The sequence below is a fragment of the Achromobacter sp. ACM01 genome (genome assembly GCF_014851745.1).
Taxonomy (GTDB): Bacteria; Pseudomonadota; Gammaproteobacteria; order Burkholderiales; family Burkholderiaceae_B; genus Achromobacter; species Achromobacter aegrifaciens.
The window spans coordinates 58364-73073 of record NZ_JACVAF010000009.1 but is presented as its reverse complement, the minus strand read 5'-3'; the positions used below and the strand labels follow the sequence as shown (position 1 = coordinate 73073).

General features: G+C 66.3%; 15 protein-coding genes and 1 tRNA gene. 10 read left to right on the top strand and 6 right to left on the bottom strand.

Going from position 1 to position 14710, the window contains the following annotated elements:
• Positions 1–163: 163 nt before the first annotated feature.
• Positions 164–562, top strand: a complete 399-nt coding sequence (locus IB268_RS28790; protein WP_054458431.1) for an OsmC family protein — start codon at positions 164–166, stop codon at positions 560–562.
• Positions 563–613: 51 nt separating this feature from the next.
• On the opposite strand, the gene fabI is transcribed toward IB268_RS28790, so the two are convergent.
• Positions 614–1399 carry an enoyl-ACP reductase FabI gene (fabI, locus tag IB268_RS28785; RefSeq protein ID WP_013391441.1) on the bottom strand — a complete coding sequence of 262 codons (786 nt, stop codon included), beginning with the start codon at positions 1397–1399 and terminating at the stop codon, positions 614–616.
• A 117-nt stretch (positions 1400–1516) separates the two neighbouring features.
• A complete protein-coding gene (locus tag IB268_RS28780) occupies positions 1517–2401 on the bottom strand; it encodes a LysR family transcriptional regulator (RefSeq protein WP_192355191.1) in 885 nt (294 codons plus the stop codon).
• A 106-nt stretch (positions 2402–2507) separates the two neighbouring features.
• On the opposite strand from IB268_RS28780, the gene IB268_RS28775 reads away from it, so the two are divergent.
• Complete coding sequence (locus tag IB268_RS28775; protein ID WP_054458434.1) at positions 2508–3581, top strand: succinylglutamate desuccinylase/aspartoacylase family protein; 1074 nt, start codon at positions 2508–2510, stop codon at positions 3579–3581.
• A gap of 25 nt (positions 3582–3606) precedes the next feature.
• The gene (locus IB268_RS28770; protein WP_192355190.1) at positions 3607–4539 is read left to right on the top strand and encodes a pyridoxal-phosphate dependent enzyme; all 933 of its coding nucleotides are present in this window, start codon (positions 3607–3609) and stop codon (positions 4537–4539) included.
• Between the two features lie 65 nt (positions 4540–4604).
• Here IB268_RS28770 and IB268_RS28765 read toward each other — a convergent pair whose 3' ends face one another.
• Both IB268_RS28765 and gloB read right to left on the bottom strand, forming a co-directional pair.
• The gene (locus IB268_RS28765) at positions 4605–6023 is read right to left on the bottom strand and encodes a transglycosylase SLT domain-containing protein (protein ID WP_054458438.1); all 1419 of its coding nucleotides are present in this window, start codon (positions 6021–6023) and stop codon (positions 4605–4607) included.
• A gap of 7 nt (positions 6024–6030) precedes the next feature.
• Entirely contained in the window at positions 6031–6852 is an 822-nt protein-coding gene (gloB, locus tag IB268_RS28760) for a hydroxyacylglutathione hydrolase (protein WP_192355189.1), read from the bottom strand.
• Between the two features lie 20 nt (positions 6853–6872).
• On the opposite strand from gloB, the gene IB268_RS28755 reads away from it, so the two are divergent.
• The 7 genes from IB268_RS28755 to IB268_RS28725 all read left to right on the top strand — a co-directional run bounded on the left by IB268_RS28755 (position 6873) and on the right by IB268_RS28725 (position 13943).
• Entirely contained in the window at positions 6873–7646 is a 774-nt protein-coding gene (locus IB268_RS28755) for a class I SAM-dependent methyltransferase (protein ID WP_054458442.1), read from the top strand.
• 67 nt (positions 7647–7713) lie between these two features.
• Positions 7714–8175, top strand: coding sequence for a ribonuclease HI (rnhA, locus tag IB268_RS28750; RefSeq protein ID WP_054458443.1), 462 nt, complete (start codon positions 7714–7716; stop codon positions 8173–8175).
• Between the two features lie 180 nt (positions 8176–8355).
• Positions 8356–9444 (top strand): efflux RND transporter periplasmic adaptor subunit, encoded by a 1089-nt coding sequence (locus IB268_RS28745; protein WP_054458445.1) that lies wholly within the window; start codon positions 8356–8358, stop codon positions 9442–9444.
• A 33-nt stretch (positions 9445–9477) separates the two neighbouring features.
• Positions 9478–12594, top strand: a complete 3117-nt coding sequence (locus IB268_RS28740) for an efflux RND transporter permease subunit (protein WP_192355188.1) — start codon at positions 9478–9480, stop codon at positions 12592–12594.
• A 3-nt stretch (positions 12595–12597) separates the two neighbouring features.
• A complete protein-coding gene (gene dnaQ / locus IB268_RS28735) occupies positions 12598–13320 on the top strand; it encodes a DNA polymerase III subunit epsilon (protein ID WP_054458449.1) in 723 nt (240 codons plus the stop codon).
• A gap of 60 nt (positions 13321–13380) precedes the next feature.
• Positions 13381–13455: transfer RNA gene (locus IB268_RS28730), tRNA-Val, on the top strand.
• A 320-nt stretch (positions 13456–13775) separates the two neighbouring features.
• Positions 13776–13943 (top strand): hypothetical protein, encoded by a 168-nt coding sequence (locus tag IB268_RS28725; RefSeq protein WP_042796365.1) that lies wholly within the window; start codon positions 13776–13778, stop codon positions 13941–13943.
• Between the two features lie 24 nt (positions 13944–13967).
• On the opposite strand, the gene IB268_RS28720 is transcribed toward IB268_RS28725, so the two are convergent.
• A complete protein-coding gene (locus tag IB268_RS28720; protein WP_192355187.1) occupies positions 13968–14432 on the bottom strand; it encodes a YaiI/YqxD family protein in 465 nt (154 codons plus the stop codon).
• A 4-nt stretch (positions 14433–14436) separates the two neighbouring features.
• Positions 14437–14703, bottom strand: coding sequence for a hypothetical protein (locus tag IB268_RS28715; protein ID WP_054458453.1), 267 nt, complete (start codon positions 14701–14703; stop codon positions 14437–14439).
• Positions 14704–14710 lie beyond the last annotated feature (7 nt).

The window sequence follows — 14710 nt, the reverse complement described above, 5'->3', positions numbered from 1 at the left end:
ATTGCGGATAGAGATATCCGACCGGAGCGGGAGGCAGAAGTTCAGCTTACAGTCAGTTGCTTGCGCGGGCGACGTCCTTGGAGCGCCCGCCAGGTGATACAACGTGGTCTGGGGCGGCCGCGGCGGCTGCCCGTCAGGACCCCGTTACCAGGAGACAGGACCCATGAGCATCCGCGTGAGCCAAAATGCGCCCAACACGCTGCAATTCACCGCCACGGCCGAAGGCCACGATCTGCCGCTGGACATGCCCCAGCCTGCCGGCGCCGGCCCCGACCCCCACGACTACTTCGACACCGCCCTGGGCGGCTGCAAGGCCATGACCTTGATGGTCTACGCGCAGCGCAAGGGCCTGCCGCTGGAATCGGTGGGCGTGGAAGTGGTGCGCGACGCCAGCGAGGAGCGCAAGGGGATCTACCGCCTGACGGCCAAGCTGACGCTGAACGGCGAGCTGTCCGACGCGCAGATCGACGAACTGCTGGCGGTGGCCGAGAAGTGCCCGGTGCACAAGCTGATGACGGCGGTGGACGTGCAGGTGTCCACCGTGGTGGTGCAGCCGGCCTGACGGGGCCGGTTGCGGCGGCAGGGGCTGGCGGCGGCCCCGCCGCGGGTGGATTCAGTCTTCCATGCCCGGGACGATGGTCGAGAAACCGGCATCCACGTGGGTGATCTCGCCCGTCACGCCGGCGGCCAGGTCCGACAGCATGAAGGCGGCGACGTTGCCCACGTCTTCGATGGTGACGTTGCGACGCAGAGGAGCCTGGGCTTCCACGAACTTCAGAATGGCCGAGAAGTCCTTGATGCCGCTGGCGGCCAGCGTCTTGATGGGGCCGGCGGAAATGCCGTTGGCGCGGATGCCGCGCGGGCCCAGCGCCGTGGCCAGGTAGCGCACGCTGGCTTCCAGCGAGGCCTTGGCCAGGCCCATGGTGTTGTAGTTCGGAACCACGCGTTCGGCGCCCAGGTAGGTCAGCGTCAGCACCGAGCCGTTGCGGCCTTCCATCAGCGGCAGCGCGGCTTTGGCCATGGCGGCGAAGCTGTAGGCCGAGATGTCATGCGCGATGCGGAAACCTTCACGCGACAGGCCGTCGAGGAAGTTGCCGGCGATGGCTTCGCGCGGGGCGAAACCGATGGAGTGCACCAGGCCGTCCAGGCCGTCCCAGTGTTGGCCGAGTTCGGCGAAGGCGCCTTCGATCTGGCTGTCTTCGGCCACATCGCAGGGCAGCACGATCTTGCTGCCGAATTCGGCCGCGAATTCGCCTACGCGGTCCTTGAAGCGGTCGCCCACGTAGGTGAACGCCAGTTCGGCGCCTTGCTGGTGACAGGCGCGCGCGATGCCGTAGGCGATGGATCGGTTGGAAAGCACCCCGGTGACCAGGATGCGCTTGCCGGCGAGAAAGCCCATATTTCTATCCTTTGATTTTTTCCCTCTGGAATCCGCCTATTTTAAGGAGTTTGCGCGGTTTCGCGATATGAAAATCCCTGGGACGGATCCGACCGGCATGAGCCTTTAGGACGGTTTTCAGAGCGGCGGAAACAGGCGCACGAAACTGGCGAGCAAGGGATCGCGCTGGTCGGCGCGCCAGACCAACTCCAGATCGAACGTCAGGTCTATGCCGCCGATTTCCTTGAAGACCACGCCGGCCGGACCATGCAGCCGGAACGAGGCGGGAATGATGGCGCAGCCCAGGCCGGCCGACACCAGGCCGAGGATGGTGGGAAGATCGGTCGCCACGGCGGCCGGGCGCGTCAACGGAATGCCGGCGGCCTTCAGGATGCGCACCAGCGCGTCATAGTGCGAGGGCGATCCGGCGCGCGGGAACAGGATGAACTTCTGGCCCGCCAGGTCCTTGAGCGTGCGGATCTTGCCGACGTTGCGCGCCACCGCCGCGGGCATGGCGAGCAGCATGCGGTCTTCATAGATCTTCATTCCCTCCACTTCGCCATCGAGCGGAGAGCGCCAGGCGACGACGCCCACGTCCAGCTCGTGGCGTTTGATCGCATCGAGCTGCCAGGCCGACAGGCCGGATTCCAGCTGTACATCGGTATCGGGCGAGGCGCGCGACAGGGCCGCGATCGCCTGTCCCAGGCCGGGCAGCCAGCTGTAGCCGGGCATGATGCCGATCTTCAGCGAGCCTGCCTTGCCATTGGCCGCCAGCGCCACCTGCGCCCGCAGGGTTTCGGAACCCGCCAGCATCAGTTTCGCGTGGGCGAGCAGCGCTTCGCCAGCGCGCGTGAGCGCCACGCCGCGCGGCAACCGGACCAGCAGTTGCGCGCCGAATTCCTCTTCCAGCGCCATCATCTGGCGCGACAGGGCGGGCTGGGCGATATGCAACGCCTTCGCCGCGCCGGCCACGCTGCCGGCTGCGCACACCGCTGCGAAGTAGCGCAACTGTCTCAATTCCATGCCATGCCTCCCGGGCATATGTAGCAAGCATCAAAAGTATTTGTTGCTGGTCAGTCAAATACCTATATTTTCGGATTTAACCCCATAACGTATACCCAAAAGGTCTATGACGAAACCGACATTCCGCGAGTCGCCGTTATTGCGTGACCGGCGGGTCGCGCACCTGCCGGCACGCAACCCGCACTGCGCGACGGCCTTCACCGACATCGATCTCGACGCGCCTGGACGCCAGGCGGGCTTCCTGCACATCCCGCAGTCGCCGCACGAAGACGCCTGGGGCACGGTGCGCATACCCATGGCGGTGCTGGCCAATGGCGACGGCCCCACCGTCATCCTGGAAGCCGGCAACCACGGCGACGAGTACGAAGGCCAGATCGTGCTGGGCGAATTCATCCGCGACCTGCCGCTGGACCGCATTCGGGGGCGCCTGATCGTCATGCCCGCGCTCAACGCGCCGGCAGCGGAAGCCGGCCTGCGTACCTCGCCGCTGGACGGAAAGAACCTGAACCGCACGTTTCCCGGCGACCATGCGGGCAGCATCACGGAACAGATCGCCGCCTACGTCAGCGACGAGCTGTTCTCGCGCGGCGACGCGTTCCTGAGCCTGCATTCCGGCGGTTCGTCGCTGGACATCATTCCCAGCGCCCTGGTCCAGCCGTCGCAAGACGCCGGGCAGACCCAGCGCAACATCGATGCCGTAATGGCCTTCGGCGCGCCGTTCAACGTGATGCTGGACACGCTGGGCGATACCCGCACCAGCGTCGCCACGGCCGTGGCGGCGGGGCTTACCTGTGTCAGCACCGAGATGGCGGGACGCGGCACGGTGACGGACAGTGCGCTCGCGCTGTGCCGCGCCGGCGCGCTGCGCGTGCTGGCGCATTGGGGCGTGCTGGACCAGGCTTGCGCCCAGCCGCTGGCGGCGCAGCCAGCGCCCCTGTGCAAGGTCAGCGGCGCGAAGTCCTACGTCATCGCCTCCGAACGCGGTGTGTTCGAGGCTTACCATCGGCATGGCGAAGCCGTCGAGGCCGGCCAGCCCGCGGGCCGCATCCACCAGACATTCGATCCGCGCCGCGCGCCGGTCGAGCTGGTTTACGGGACCAGTGGCGTCATCTTCGCCAAGCGCCATCCCGGCATCGTCGTGCCCGGCAACGTCTGCTGCGTTGTGGCCAGCGCGGCCTGATTCACCCATTTTTGAAGAACGGAACATGGCAATCCATATCGAAACCCCGGCGCTCGCATCCCGCGCCTTCTCCCTGCGCAGCGGCAAGGACGTGCGCCTGAAGATGGAGGCGCTGCAGCCCAGCGGCTCGTTCAAGGCCCGCGGCATAGGCCACGCCTGCCAGATCTACAAATCCCGCGGGGCCCGGCGCTTCATCTCTTCGTCCGGCGGCAACGCCGGTTATGCGGTGGCCTACGCCGGCCGCATGCTGGCCACGCCGGTGACGGTGGTGGTGCCCGCCACGACCTCGGAGCGCGCCAAGAGCCTGATCCGCTCCGAAGGGGCGGAGGTCATGGTGCATGGCGCCTCCTGGATGGAGGCCAATGCCCGCGCGCTGGAACTCATGACCGAGGCGGATGCGTTCCTGCATCCCTTCGACGACCCTTTGCTGTGGGAGGGGCACGCGACCATGATCGACGAGCTGGCTCGGCAGGGCGGGCGGCCGGATGCGGTCATCTGCTCGGTCGGCGGCGGCGGGCTGCTATGCGGCGTGGTCGAAGGCCTGCGGCGCAATGGCTGGGCGGAAGTGCCGGTGATTGCGGCCGAGACGGCCGGCGCCGACTCCTATGCCCAGGCCCTGGGCGCGGGGGCGCCGGTGCTGTTGCCCGAGATCCGGTCCATTGCGACCTCATTGGGCGCGCGGCAGGTCTGCGAGCGCGCGCTAGAACTGGCGAAGGAGCATCCCATCGAGAGCGTGGTGGTATCGGATGCCGCCGCGGTGGCAGCCTGCGAGGACGTGCTGCTGGAGCACCGCATTCTGGTCGAGCCCGCCTGCGGCGCCTCGATTGCGGCGCTGGACGGCGGTTCGGATCTCCTGAAGAACGCACGATCGGTGGCGGTGATCCTGTGCGGCGGCGTGGGCGTAACGGCGGGCCAGCTGACGCAATGGAGTACGCAGTTCGCGGCGCAGCCGCGGTAGCGGGTGGCGGATGGACATAAAAAAGGCGCGTCCCGCGGGACGCGCCTTTTTCATGCAAGCGCCGATCAGCCGCGGGCGTTGGTGCCCGGCACGCGCAGTTGCGAGCCGACCTTCAGGGCGCTGCCCTTGATGTTGTTGAGCGCGCGCAGCGCGTCGACCGAGGTGCCGTACTGCTTGGCCAGCGAGAACAGCGTGTCGCCCTGGCGTACCTTGTGGGTGCGGACATTGGGGCGGGCGCTGGCTACGCGGGCGGCTGGCGCCTGGGTGGTGCGGCCGCGCGGGGCGGCGGCCTTGTTGTCCGACGGTGTCGAGTCCAGCGCGCCCACCGGCGTGGCCAGCGAGGCCAGCTGCACGCCGCCCGTGCCGGGTTCGCCCGGCACCAGCAGGGATTGGCCGGAGGCGGATTTCTGGCGCGAACCGATGTCGTTGGTCTGGCGCAGCGTGGCTTCGCTCACGCCGAAACGCTTGGCGATCGAGGCGTAGGATTCACCGCGGCGCGTATGGTAGATCTTCCAGGCGCTGAGGTCGCCCTTGTAGTTGGTCAGGTTGGCGTTGAAGATCTCGACGCGGTCGGCCGGCAGCAGCAGGGTGGGGCCGTGGTCGCCGCGGATCACGGGACGGTTGAACGAGGGGTTCAGCGCCTTGAATTCGTCCAGCGGCATTTCGGCCAGCTTGGCGGCGATTTCCAGGTCGATGTCGCTGTTCTTCTGGACCGTCACGAAGTAGGGCGTGTTGCCCACCGGGGGCAGGGCCACCGCGTAGCGTTGCGGATCGGCGATGATGTTCTTGATGGCCTGCAGCTTGGGCACGTAGTTGCGGGTTTCATCGGGCATGTTCAGGGACAGGTAGTCCGTGCCCTGGCCGGCCGCCTCGTTCTTGGCCATGGCGCGCTGCACCGAGCCTTCGCCCCAGTTGTACGAGGCCAGCGCCAGGTACCAGTCGCCCTGCATTTCAAACAGCTTTTCCAGGTAATCCAGCGCCGCGTTGGTCGAGGCGATGGGGTCGCGGCGCTCGTCGCGCCACCAGTCCTGCTTCAGGTTGAAGTGCTGGCCCGTGGCCGGCACGAACTGCCACAGGCCGGACGCCTGGGCGCGCGACAGCGCGGTCGGGTTGTAGGCGCTTTCGACGAAGGGCAGCAGCGCCAGCTCTGTCGGCAGGCCGCGGCGGTTGATCTCGTCGACGATGAAGTACAGGTATTTGCCTGCGCGTTCCGCCATGCGCTGCACCGACTCGGGGTGGGACGCGTAGTACTCGGTCCACTGCTGCGAGAGATCGGTGTTCAGGTTGGGGATGGCGAAACCGCGGCGGATGCGGTCCCAGGCGTCGGCGGGCGGGTTGGTCAGGTCAACCGTCCGGGACGTGTCGCGGGCGATGTATCGCCCTTGCGAATTGGTGGTGAGGTTCTTGCTATCGGGGGCTTTGGTTCCTGCGCAACCGGCGAGGACTGCCAGCATGAGCGGCAGAAGGAGTCGGGATAGATTCATCGGGTTGTCACTTGAAATCGTTCTTCCATTCACGAAGGGAGGCAAAAACCTCTACCGGCGTAGCGTGGCTGCGGCCGGCCCAGCGCTCTGCGGCGTGGACGACCTCAACTTCTTGCGTGCGCAAAAACGGATTGGCCGCGCGTTCCTGCCCGATGGTGGACGGAAGCGTGGGAAGACCTTCTGCTCGTAATTGCTGGGCCTGCTGGTGCCACTGTTGCAGGCTGCGGTTGGCCGGATCGACTGCCAAGGCCCAGCGCAAGTTCGCTAGAGTGTACTCGTGTGCGCAAAAAACCTGTGTATCTGGCGGTAAAACAGCAAATTTCCCTAAAGAATCATGCATTTGCGCCGGAGTGCCTTCGAAAAGACGGCCGCAGCCCCCCGCAAACAGGGTGTCGCCACAGAACAGAACCTGCTCCTGGCCGGCCGCCCGGCCGTAGTAGGCGATATGGCCGGCGGTGTGCCCGGGCACGTCCAGCACGGCCAGATCCAGGTCCAGTTCCGGGATCGCCACGCGGTCGCCCTGCGCCAGGCGCACGTCGCAGCGCGGCAGCTGTTCATGCGCGGGGCCGTATACGGTAATGCCCTCGATGCGGGACAATTCCGGTACGCCGCCCACATGGTCGCCATGATGGTGCGTGAGTAGAATGGCGCGCAGTCTCAAGCCGTTCTGGGCCAGCCATTGCAGCACCGGGCCGGCGTCGCCGGGATCGACCACGGCGGCTTCATCGCCGCGGACGATGGCCCAGATGTAGTTGTCGTTGAAGGCGGGTAGAGGCAAGACCGCGGCGTTGCGATCGCGGCCGCCTGTGGGGGCGGTCAAGGCTTGCATGGGATTCGAAGGAATAGAACGTGGCAGAAGATACTCCGCCGATTGTAGAACTGGCCGAATGGTTCCAGACGCCGCCGGGACAGTACGTCCTGGCCTGGGAGCGGGCGCAGTTCGATGCGGCTGTCGCGGACGTGTTCGGATATTACGCCTGGCAGGTGGGTCTGGCGGACATGAATCTGCTGCGCGCCAACCGCATGCCCTTCAAGGGCTACGTGGGCGCCGAGACCCCGTCCGCGGAAAGCGCGGCGGCCTGGCAGTCGCGGGTGGTGCTGGCCGAGCCCGAGGCCCTGCCGTTCGAATCCCAGAGCGTGGACCTGCTGATCCTGCCGCATGCCTTCGAGTGCGCGGACGATCCCCACAACGTGCTGCGCGAGGTCGAACGCGTGCTGGTGCCCGAAGGGCGGGTCGTGATCTCGGGCTTCAATCCCTGGAGCATGTGGGGCATGCGCACGCGCATGCCCGGCATGGAACCCTGGCTGCCGCAGCCGCCGTCATCCCAGGTGTCCTTGCCGCGCCTGAAGGACTGGTTCAAGCTGCTGTCGCTCGAGGTCGAGGCCAGCCACTTCGGCTGCTACGCCCCGGCCTGCCGCAGCGAAAAGTGGCTGCAGCGCTGGTCCTTCCTGGAGTCGGCGGGCGCCCGCTGGTGGAGCGTGGGCGGCGCGGTCTATCTGGTGTCGGCCGTCAAGCGGGTGGCCGGCATGCGTATCATTGGCCCGGCCTGGAAGAAGGCCAAGCCCAAACGCGCCCGCGCCGCGTCCGTGGTGGTCAACCGCCACGCGGACGACGGCTCCTGAGGCCCCAGTCCCGCGCCGCGGGGCCAATTTTTGGGACTTTTTTTAGCAAGGAATACCAAGCAGCACCATGCAGGACGACAAAGCGAACGAGCAGAAAGTGGAAATGTGGACCGACGGCGCCTGCAAGGGCAACCCCGGTCCGGGCGGCTGGGGCGTGCTGATGCGCGCCGGCAGCCATGAAAAGACCCTGCATGGCGGCGAACTCCAGACCACCAACAACCGGATGGAGCTGCTGGCAGTCATCCAGGGCCTGCGCGCGCTCAAGCGCCCGTGCACGGTCATCATCCATACGGACTCCCAATATGTAATGAAGGGCATGACCGAGTGGCTCGCCAACTGGAAGCGGCGCGGCTGGATGACGGCCGACAAGAAGCCGGTCAAGAACGCCGAGCTGTGGCAACTGCTGGACGAACAGGTGCAGCGCCATACCGTGTCCTGGCGCTGGGTCCGCGGCCACGCCGGCGATCCCGGCAACGAACGGGCAGACCAGTTGGCCAACATGGGCGTGGAATCGGCCCGCCGGGGCTGAGGGCATCGGGATATACCCTCAAATCCGCCCTCTGGGGCGGATTTAGTTCTTTCATCCGGCTTCAGGATTGTTCCAGTATGTAAATCCGGGTGCTAAAGTGCCAACCCTCATTCCAGTTCCTGCGGCGCAGTCCGCGTGGGGGCATGCCAGGCCCGCGCCGCAATACCGCCACATTCGCGCATGAAAAAAGCAGTACTGCTCGCCGCCGTAGCGGCAGGGTTGGCCGCGGGGGCCGCGCTCGGCGTTTTTGTGCCGCGCTGGCTCGCCTTCGGAACCGTCAGTCCACAACCCGGCGCCGTCGAGGCGCCCCTCGTGACGCGCGTTGCGCCCGTTCGGGTCGAAGTGGCCGCCGTTGAAGAGATTCCTTTCGCGCGCGGCATCTCGGCCGTGGGCAGCCTGCGCTCCGACGAGTCCGTGGTGCTGCGACCAGAGGTCGCGGGCCGCATCCAGTCGATCGATTTCAAGGAAGGCCAGCCGGTCAAGCGCGGCGACGTGCTGATCCGGCTGGACGATTCCGTGCCGCGCGCCGAGCTGGCCCAGGCGCGCGCCAACCTGACGCTGGCGCAAAGCCACTACCGGCGCTCGGTGGAGCTGCAGGGCAAGGGCTTCGTCAGCCAGCAGGCGCGCGACGAATCCGCCAGCACCCTGAAGGTGCAGGAAGCCGCCGTGGCGCTGGCGCAGGCGCGCCTGGACAAGATGACGATCTCGGCGCCGTTTGGCGGCATCGCGGGCCTGCGCAGCGTGTCGGTGGGCGACTACGTCAACCAGGGCCAGGACCTGGCCCCGCTGGAGGCGATCGATCCGCTCAAGGTGGATTTCCGCGTCCCTGAAATGTATTTGAGCAAGGTGGGCGTGGGCCAGCAATTGACGCTGCGCATGGACGCGCTGCCCGGCCAGGAGCGCCAGGGCGTGGTCTACGCGGTCAGCCCGCTGGTCGACGCGGGCGGACGCTCCATCCTGCTGCGCGCCACGGTCCCCAACAAGGATGCGGTGCTGCGTCCGGGCATGTTCGCCCGCGTGCAGCTGCAGTTCAACCAGGACAAGGCGCTGGTCGCGCCGGAAGCCGCGCTGTCGCCCTCGGGCGCGACGCAATACGTCTACCGCGTCAAGGATGGCGTGGCCGAGCGGCGCGAGGTCACCATCGGCGAGCGCCGCGAGGGCCGCGTCGAAATCCTGACCGGCGTGGCGGCGGGCGACCGGCTGGTGGTGTCGGGCTTGCAGCGCGTGACAGACGGCGCCGCGGTGACCGTCCTGGCCAACGGCGCGTGACGCCGGCTTTTTTCCCTATGTGGCGGTAGCGCAATGCGTATCTCGGAAACCTGCATCAAGCGGCCGGTGTTCGCATCGGTCCTGTCGCTGATCATCGTGCTGATCGGCCTGATTTCGTATTCGCGCCTGACCGTGCGCGAGTATCCGAAGATCGACGAGCCCATCGTGTCGGTGGACACCACCTACAAGGGCGCCTCGCCCGAGGTGATCGAATCGCAGGTGACCAAGCCGCTGGAAGACCAGCTGGCCGGCATCGAGGGCGTGGACGTGATGACCTCGCGCAGCCGCTCGGAACGCAGCCTCATCAACATCAAGTTCAACCTGTCCCGCAATCCGGACGCCGCGGCCGCGGAAGTCCGCGACAAGGTTTCGCGCGCCCGCCGCTTCCTGCCCGACGAGATCGACGAGCCCATCATCGGCAAGGTCGAGGCCGATTCCCAGCCCATCATCTACATCGCGGTCGAGTCCGGTTCGTACTCCGCGATCCAGACCTCGGACTACATCAACCGCTACATCAAGACCCGCCTGTCGGTGCTGCCCGGCGCGGCCGAGGTGCGCGTCTTCGGCGAACGCCTGCCGTCCATGCGCATCTACGTGGACCGCGACAAGCTCGCCGCCTACGGCCTGACCGTGCAGGACGTGGAGGCCGCGCTGCGCAGCCAGAACGTCGAGATTCCGGCCGGCCGCATCGAGTCGCGCGCCCGCGAGTTCTCGGTGGTGTCTTCCACCGACCTGCAGACGCCGGCCCAGTTCGAGAACGTGATCGTCGCCAACGTCAAAGGCTATCCGGTCCGCATGCGCGACGTGGCCAATGTGGAGATCGCCGCCGCCAGCGACCGCGTGCTGTCGCGCTTCAACGGCAAGCCCGCCATCAACATCGGCGTGACGCGCCAGTCCACCGCCAACCCGCTGGAACTGTCCAAGGCGGCGCGCGAGGAAGTGGCGCGCCTGAACGAGAACCTGCCGGCCGGCATGAAGCTGAACATCGCGTATGACTCGTCGGTGTTCATCGAACGCTCCATCGACTCCGTGTTCCACACCATCGGCGAAGCCATCGTCCTGGTGGTGCTGGTGATCTTCTTCTTCCTGCGCAACCTGCGAGCAAGCATCATCCCCATCGTCACCATTCCGGTGTCGCTGGTGGGCGCCTGTGCGCTGATGTACCTGTTCGGTTTTTCCATCAACACGCTGACGCTGCTGGCCATGGTGCTGGCCATCGGCCTGGTGGTGGACGACGCGATCGTGGTGCTGGAGAACATCTTCCGCCACATCGAAGAGGGCATGCCGCGCAAGGAGGCCGCGCTGCGCGGTTCGCGCGAGATCGGCTTCGCGGTGGTCGCCATGACCATGACGCTGGTCACCGTGTACGCGCCGCTGGCTTTCGCCACGGGCCGCACCGGGCGGCTGTTCATCGAATTCGCGCTGGCGCTGGCCGGCGCCGTGCTGGTGTCGGGTTTCGTGGCGCTGACGCTTACGCCCATGATGTGTTCGGTGCTGCTGCGCCACCAGAGCAGCCACAGCCGCTGGTACAACCTGATCGAAGGCTGGCTCAACGGCATGAGCAACGGCTACCGGCGCGCGCTGGCGCTGGCCCTGCGCCACCGCTGGGTGGTAGTGGCCATCGGCCTGGCGGTCGCGGCCGCGAGCGGCGTGCTGTTCAAGGTCGTCAAGAGCGAGCTGGCGCCCATCGAGGATCGCGGCGTGGTGTTCGGCATCGTCAGCTCGCCTGAAGGGGCGACGCTGAACTACACGCTGGAAAGCATGCTGGGCATCGAAAAGTTCTACTCCGACATTCCGGAGGCCAGCGGCAGCCAGGTGACCGTGGGCTTCCCCACCGTGACGGACGGCACTGCCATCCTGCGCCTGAAACCCTGGGAAGAGCGCAGCCGCAAGCAGCAGGCCATCACGCAGCAGCTGCAGCCGCAATTCGCCTCGCTGCCCGGGGTGCGTGCGTTCCCGACCAATCCGCCGTCGCTGGGCCAGTCGGCGCGTTCCAAGCCGGTTGAGTTCATCATCATGAGCCAGGCGTCCTACGCCGAGCTGTCACGCCTGACCGAGGTGTTCCTGGCCGAGCTGCGCAAGTATCCCGGCCTGATCAACCTGGATACCGACCTGCGCCTGAATACGCCCGAGCTGCGGGTGCGCGTGGACCGCGACAAGATGGCCGACGTGGGCGCCAATGTGGATACCGTGGGCCGCACCCTGGAATCCATGCTGGGCGGCCGCCGGGTCACGCGCTACAAGGACGAAGGCGAACAGTACGACGTGATCGTGCAGGTGACGCCGCGCGACCGCGCCAATCCCACCGATATCTCGGGCATCTACGTGCGGGCGCGCGACGGCAGCATGGTGCAGCTGGACAATCTGCTGGGCGTGCACGAGGGCGTGTCGCCGCAATCGCTGAACCACTTCAACCGCCTGCGCGCCGTGAAGATCGACGGTGCGGTGGCGCCCGGCTACGCGCTGGGCGAAGTCCTGACGCACATGCACCAGGTGGCGCGCGACGTGCTGCCCAACACCATCGTGACCGACCTGGATGGCCAATCGCGCGAGTTCCGCGATTCCTCCGGCAGCATCTATCTGGTCTTCGCCATGGCGCTGGCCTTCATCTACCTGGTGCTGGCCGCGCAGTTCGAAAGCTGGCGCAATCCCTTCATCATCATGCTGTCGGTCCCGCTGTCCATGACCGGCGCGCTGCTGGCGCTGTGGCTGACCGGCGGCACCTTGTCCATCTACAGCCAGATCGGCCTGATCACGTTGGTGGGGCTGATCACCAAGCACGGCATCCTGATCGTCGAATTCACCAACCAACTGCGCGACGAGGGCAAGGAGTTGTTCGAGGCCGTGGTCGAAGCCAGCGTGCTGCGCCTGCGCCCCATCCTGATGACCACCGGCGCCATGGTGCTGGGCACCGTGCCGCTGGCCTTGTCCACGGGCGCGGGGGCGGAATCGCGCCAGCAGATCGGCTGGGTCCTGGTGGGCGGGCTGATGCTGGGTACACTACTGACCTTGTTCGTCGTGCCGGTGGCCTATACCTTGATCGCCACCGCACGCAAGAAACCCGGCCAGGCCGGCAGCGCAGCGCATCACCCGGACCCCGCTCCGGCGCCGCACGCGCAGCCCGCCGCGCCTGCCCAAGCGTCGGAATAAGTTATGCGCCAGATCATCTTTGACAGTGAAACCACCGGACTGGACCCTGCCCAGGGCCATCGCATCGTCGAGATCGGCTGCGTGGAAATGGTCAACCGGATGGCCACCGGCAACAACCTGCACATCTACCTGAACCCGGACCGCGACAGCGACCCCGAGGCCTTGGCCGTGCACGGCCTGACCACGGAGTTTCTGTCGGACAAGCCACGCTTCGCCGATGTCGCGGACGAATTCGTCAAGTTCATCCAGGGCGCCGAGCTGATCGCGCACAACGCCGCGTTCGACGTCAAGTTCTTCAACGCCGAACTCGCCAAGACCGGGCGCGGCGCGGTCACCGAGTACTGCGAGACGGTCACGGATTCGCTGTTGCATGCGCGTTCGCTGTTCCCGGGCAAGCGCAATTCGCTGGACGCGCTGTGCGACCGCTTCGGCATCTCCAACGCCCACCGCACCCTGCACGGCGCATTGCTGGACGCGCAGTTGCTGGCGGAAGTCTGGCTGGCCATGACCCGCGGCCAGGACGCGCTGCTGATCGACGTGGACGACAGCGCCAGCGGCGGCGGCAATGGCATCGAGCTGGCCCGCTTCGACGCTTCGGGCCTGCCCGTGATCAAGGCCAGCGAGGCGGAACTGGCCGAACACGAAAACTATCTCGCGGCCCTGGACAAGTCCGTGGGCGGGGAGTGCACCTGGCGCAAGATCGACGCGCCGGTGGCGGCCGCATAAAGTTTTTTCGAGGCGACTTGCACACGTCCAAAAAAACGTGCTAATATTTCGCCTCTTTCGGGGTGGTTAGCTCAGTGGTAGAGCACTGCCTTCACACGGCAGGGGTCACTGGTTCGAACCCAGTACTACCCACCAAAGACCCTTGGAAGATGACGTAAGCCCCAGGCTTATCGTTGTCGGCGTACCAAGGTTAAAAAAAGACGCAAAGCAAAGAAAGCCAACCGCGAGGTTGGCTTTCTTGTTTTGTGCGCATCGAACATGACTCCGCCTTCAAGCCCGGACGCCTTGCCCATTGCGAGCAAGCCATTGCGCTGAACCGTCCCTTTCATTACGCTTAGCTTGATTTGACGCAAGCGGACTCTCATCGATTGAGCCGCGTCGCATGCAAGCCTGACTATCATGGATAACAAAGGCTTTGGCCCGTGGGGCCAGGCGTAGGCGAACAGGAGAAGGTCATGTCCGAGCACACCACTACCATGTTGATCATTATCGGCGCCGGGGTGGCGCTCATGCTGATCGGTTTCGGGCTGCGCGACCGCAATCTCGGCATGGGGCTGATGGGCATAGGCCTGATCACGGCCCTGGGCACGATCATCTACAAGGCCTACATCACCTTCTATTGACCGCTAGCCGCGGCCGGCCGGACTTCAGCCCTGCTGCGTCTTGCGCACCGTGCGCGCCAGCAGCGTGTCCAGCTGGTTTGCGAAGGCCTTGCGGTCGGCCTGGCTGAATGCGGCCGGGCCGCCGGTATCCACGCCGCTGGCCCGCAGCTCTTCCATCATGTCCCGCAGCGCCAGCCGCTCCCGGATCGTATCCGGCGTATAGCGTTCGCCGCGCGGGTTCAGGGCCATTGCGCCTTTTTCCAGGACTTGCGCGGCCAGCGGGATGTCGCCGGTGATCACCAGGTCGCCCTCGGATGCGCGCTCGGCGATGTGGGCGTCGGCGACGTCGAAGCCGCGCGGCACCTGCACCGCGCGGATCAGCGGGGAGGGCGGGGTGTAGAGCATCTGGTTGGCCACCAGCGTCAGCGGCAGCTGCCAGCGCTGGGCAGCGCGGAACAGGATGTCCTTGATGACTGCGGGGCAGGCGTCCGCATCGACCCAGATGTGCATGCGCTTACTTGTCCAGCGCGTTTTGCAGCACTTCGGCCACGATGTCGTTGGTGGACACGCCGCGTTCGGCCGCCAGGGCGCGCAGCTTGTCGGCGTGGGCTTGCGACAGCTTCAGCGGGAACGGCACCAGGCCGGCGGCCTGGTCCAGCTTGCGCTGTTCGCGGCGGTCGGGCACTTGCGAGGCGGTGCCGAAGCGGTCCGGGGTGGAGGCTTGCTTGAGCTGGCCGGCCAGCTTCAGGGCCTGGTTTTTCTGCAGATCGAATTTATTCATGGAGATT

What these genes read in the sequence shown, in the direction of transcription:
- IB268_RS28790 (WP_054458431.1), top strand. Translation starts at nt 164, where the DNA reads ATGAGCATCCGCGTGAGCCAAAATGCGCCCAACACGCTGCAATTCACC.
- fabI (WP_013391441.1), bottom strand. Translation starts at nt 1,399, where the DNA reads ATGGGCTTTCTCGCCGGCAAGCGCATCCTGGTCACCGGGGTGCTTTCC.
- IB268_RS28780 (WP_192355191.1), bottom strand. Translation starts at nt 2,401, where the DNA reads ATGGAATTGAGACAGTTGCGCTACTTCGCAGCGGTGTGCGCAGCCGGC.
- IB268_RS28775 (WP_054458434.1), top strand. Translation starts at nt 2,508, where the DNA reads ATGACGAAACCGACATTCCGCGAGTCGCCGTTATTGCGTGACCGGCGG.
- IB268_RS28770 (WP_192355190.1), top strand. Translation starts at nt 3,607, where the DNA reads ATGGCAATCCATATCGAAACCCCGGCGCTCGCATCCCGCGCCTTCTCC.
- IB268_RS28765 (WP_054458438.1), bottom strand. Translation starts at nt 6,023, where the DNA reads ATGAATCTATCCCGACTCCTTCTGCCGCTCATGCTGGCAGTCCTCGCC.
- gloB (WP_192355189.1), bottom strand. Translation starts at nt 6,852, where the DNA reads ATGCAAGCCTTGACCGCCCCCACAGGCGGCCGCGATCGCAACGCCGCG.
- rnhA (WP_054458443.1), top strand. Translation starts at nt 7,714, where the DNA reads ATGCAGGACGACAAAGCGAACGAGCAGAAAGTGGAAATGTGGACCGAC.
- IB268_RS28745 (WP_054458445.1), top strand. Translation starts at nt 8,356, where the DNA reads ATGAAAAAAGCAGTACTGCTCGCCGCCGTAGCGGCAGGGTTGGCCGCG.
- IB268_RS28740 (WP_192355188.1), top strand. Translation starts at nt 9,478, where the DNA reads ATGCGTATCTCGGAAACCTGCATCAAGCGGCCGGTGTTCGCATCGGTC.
- dnaQ (WP_054458449.1), top strand. Translation starts at nt 12,598, where the DNA reads ATGCGCCAGATCATCTTTGACAGTGAAACCACCGGACTGGACCCTGCC.
- IB268_RS28725 (WP_042796365.1), top strand. Translation starts at nt 13,776, where the DNA reads ATGTCCGAGCACACCACTACCATGTTGATCATTATCGGCGCCGGGGTG.
- IB268_RS28720 (WP_192355187.1), bottom strand. Translation starts at nt 14,432, where the DNA reads ATGCACATCTGGGTCGATGCGGACGCCTGCCCCGCAGTCATCAAGGAC.
- IB268_RS28715 (WP_054458453.1), bottom strand. Translation starts at nt 14,703, where the DNA reads ATGAATAAATTCGATCTGCAGAAAAACCAGGCCCTGAAGCTGGCCGGC.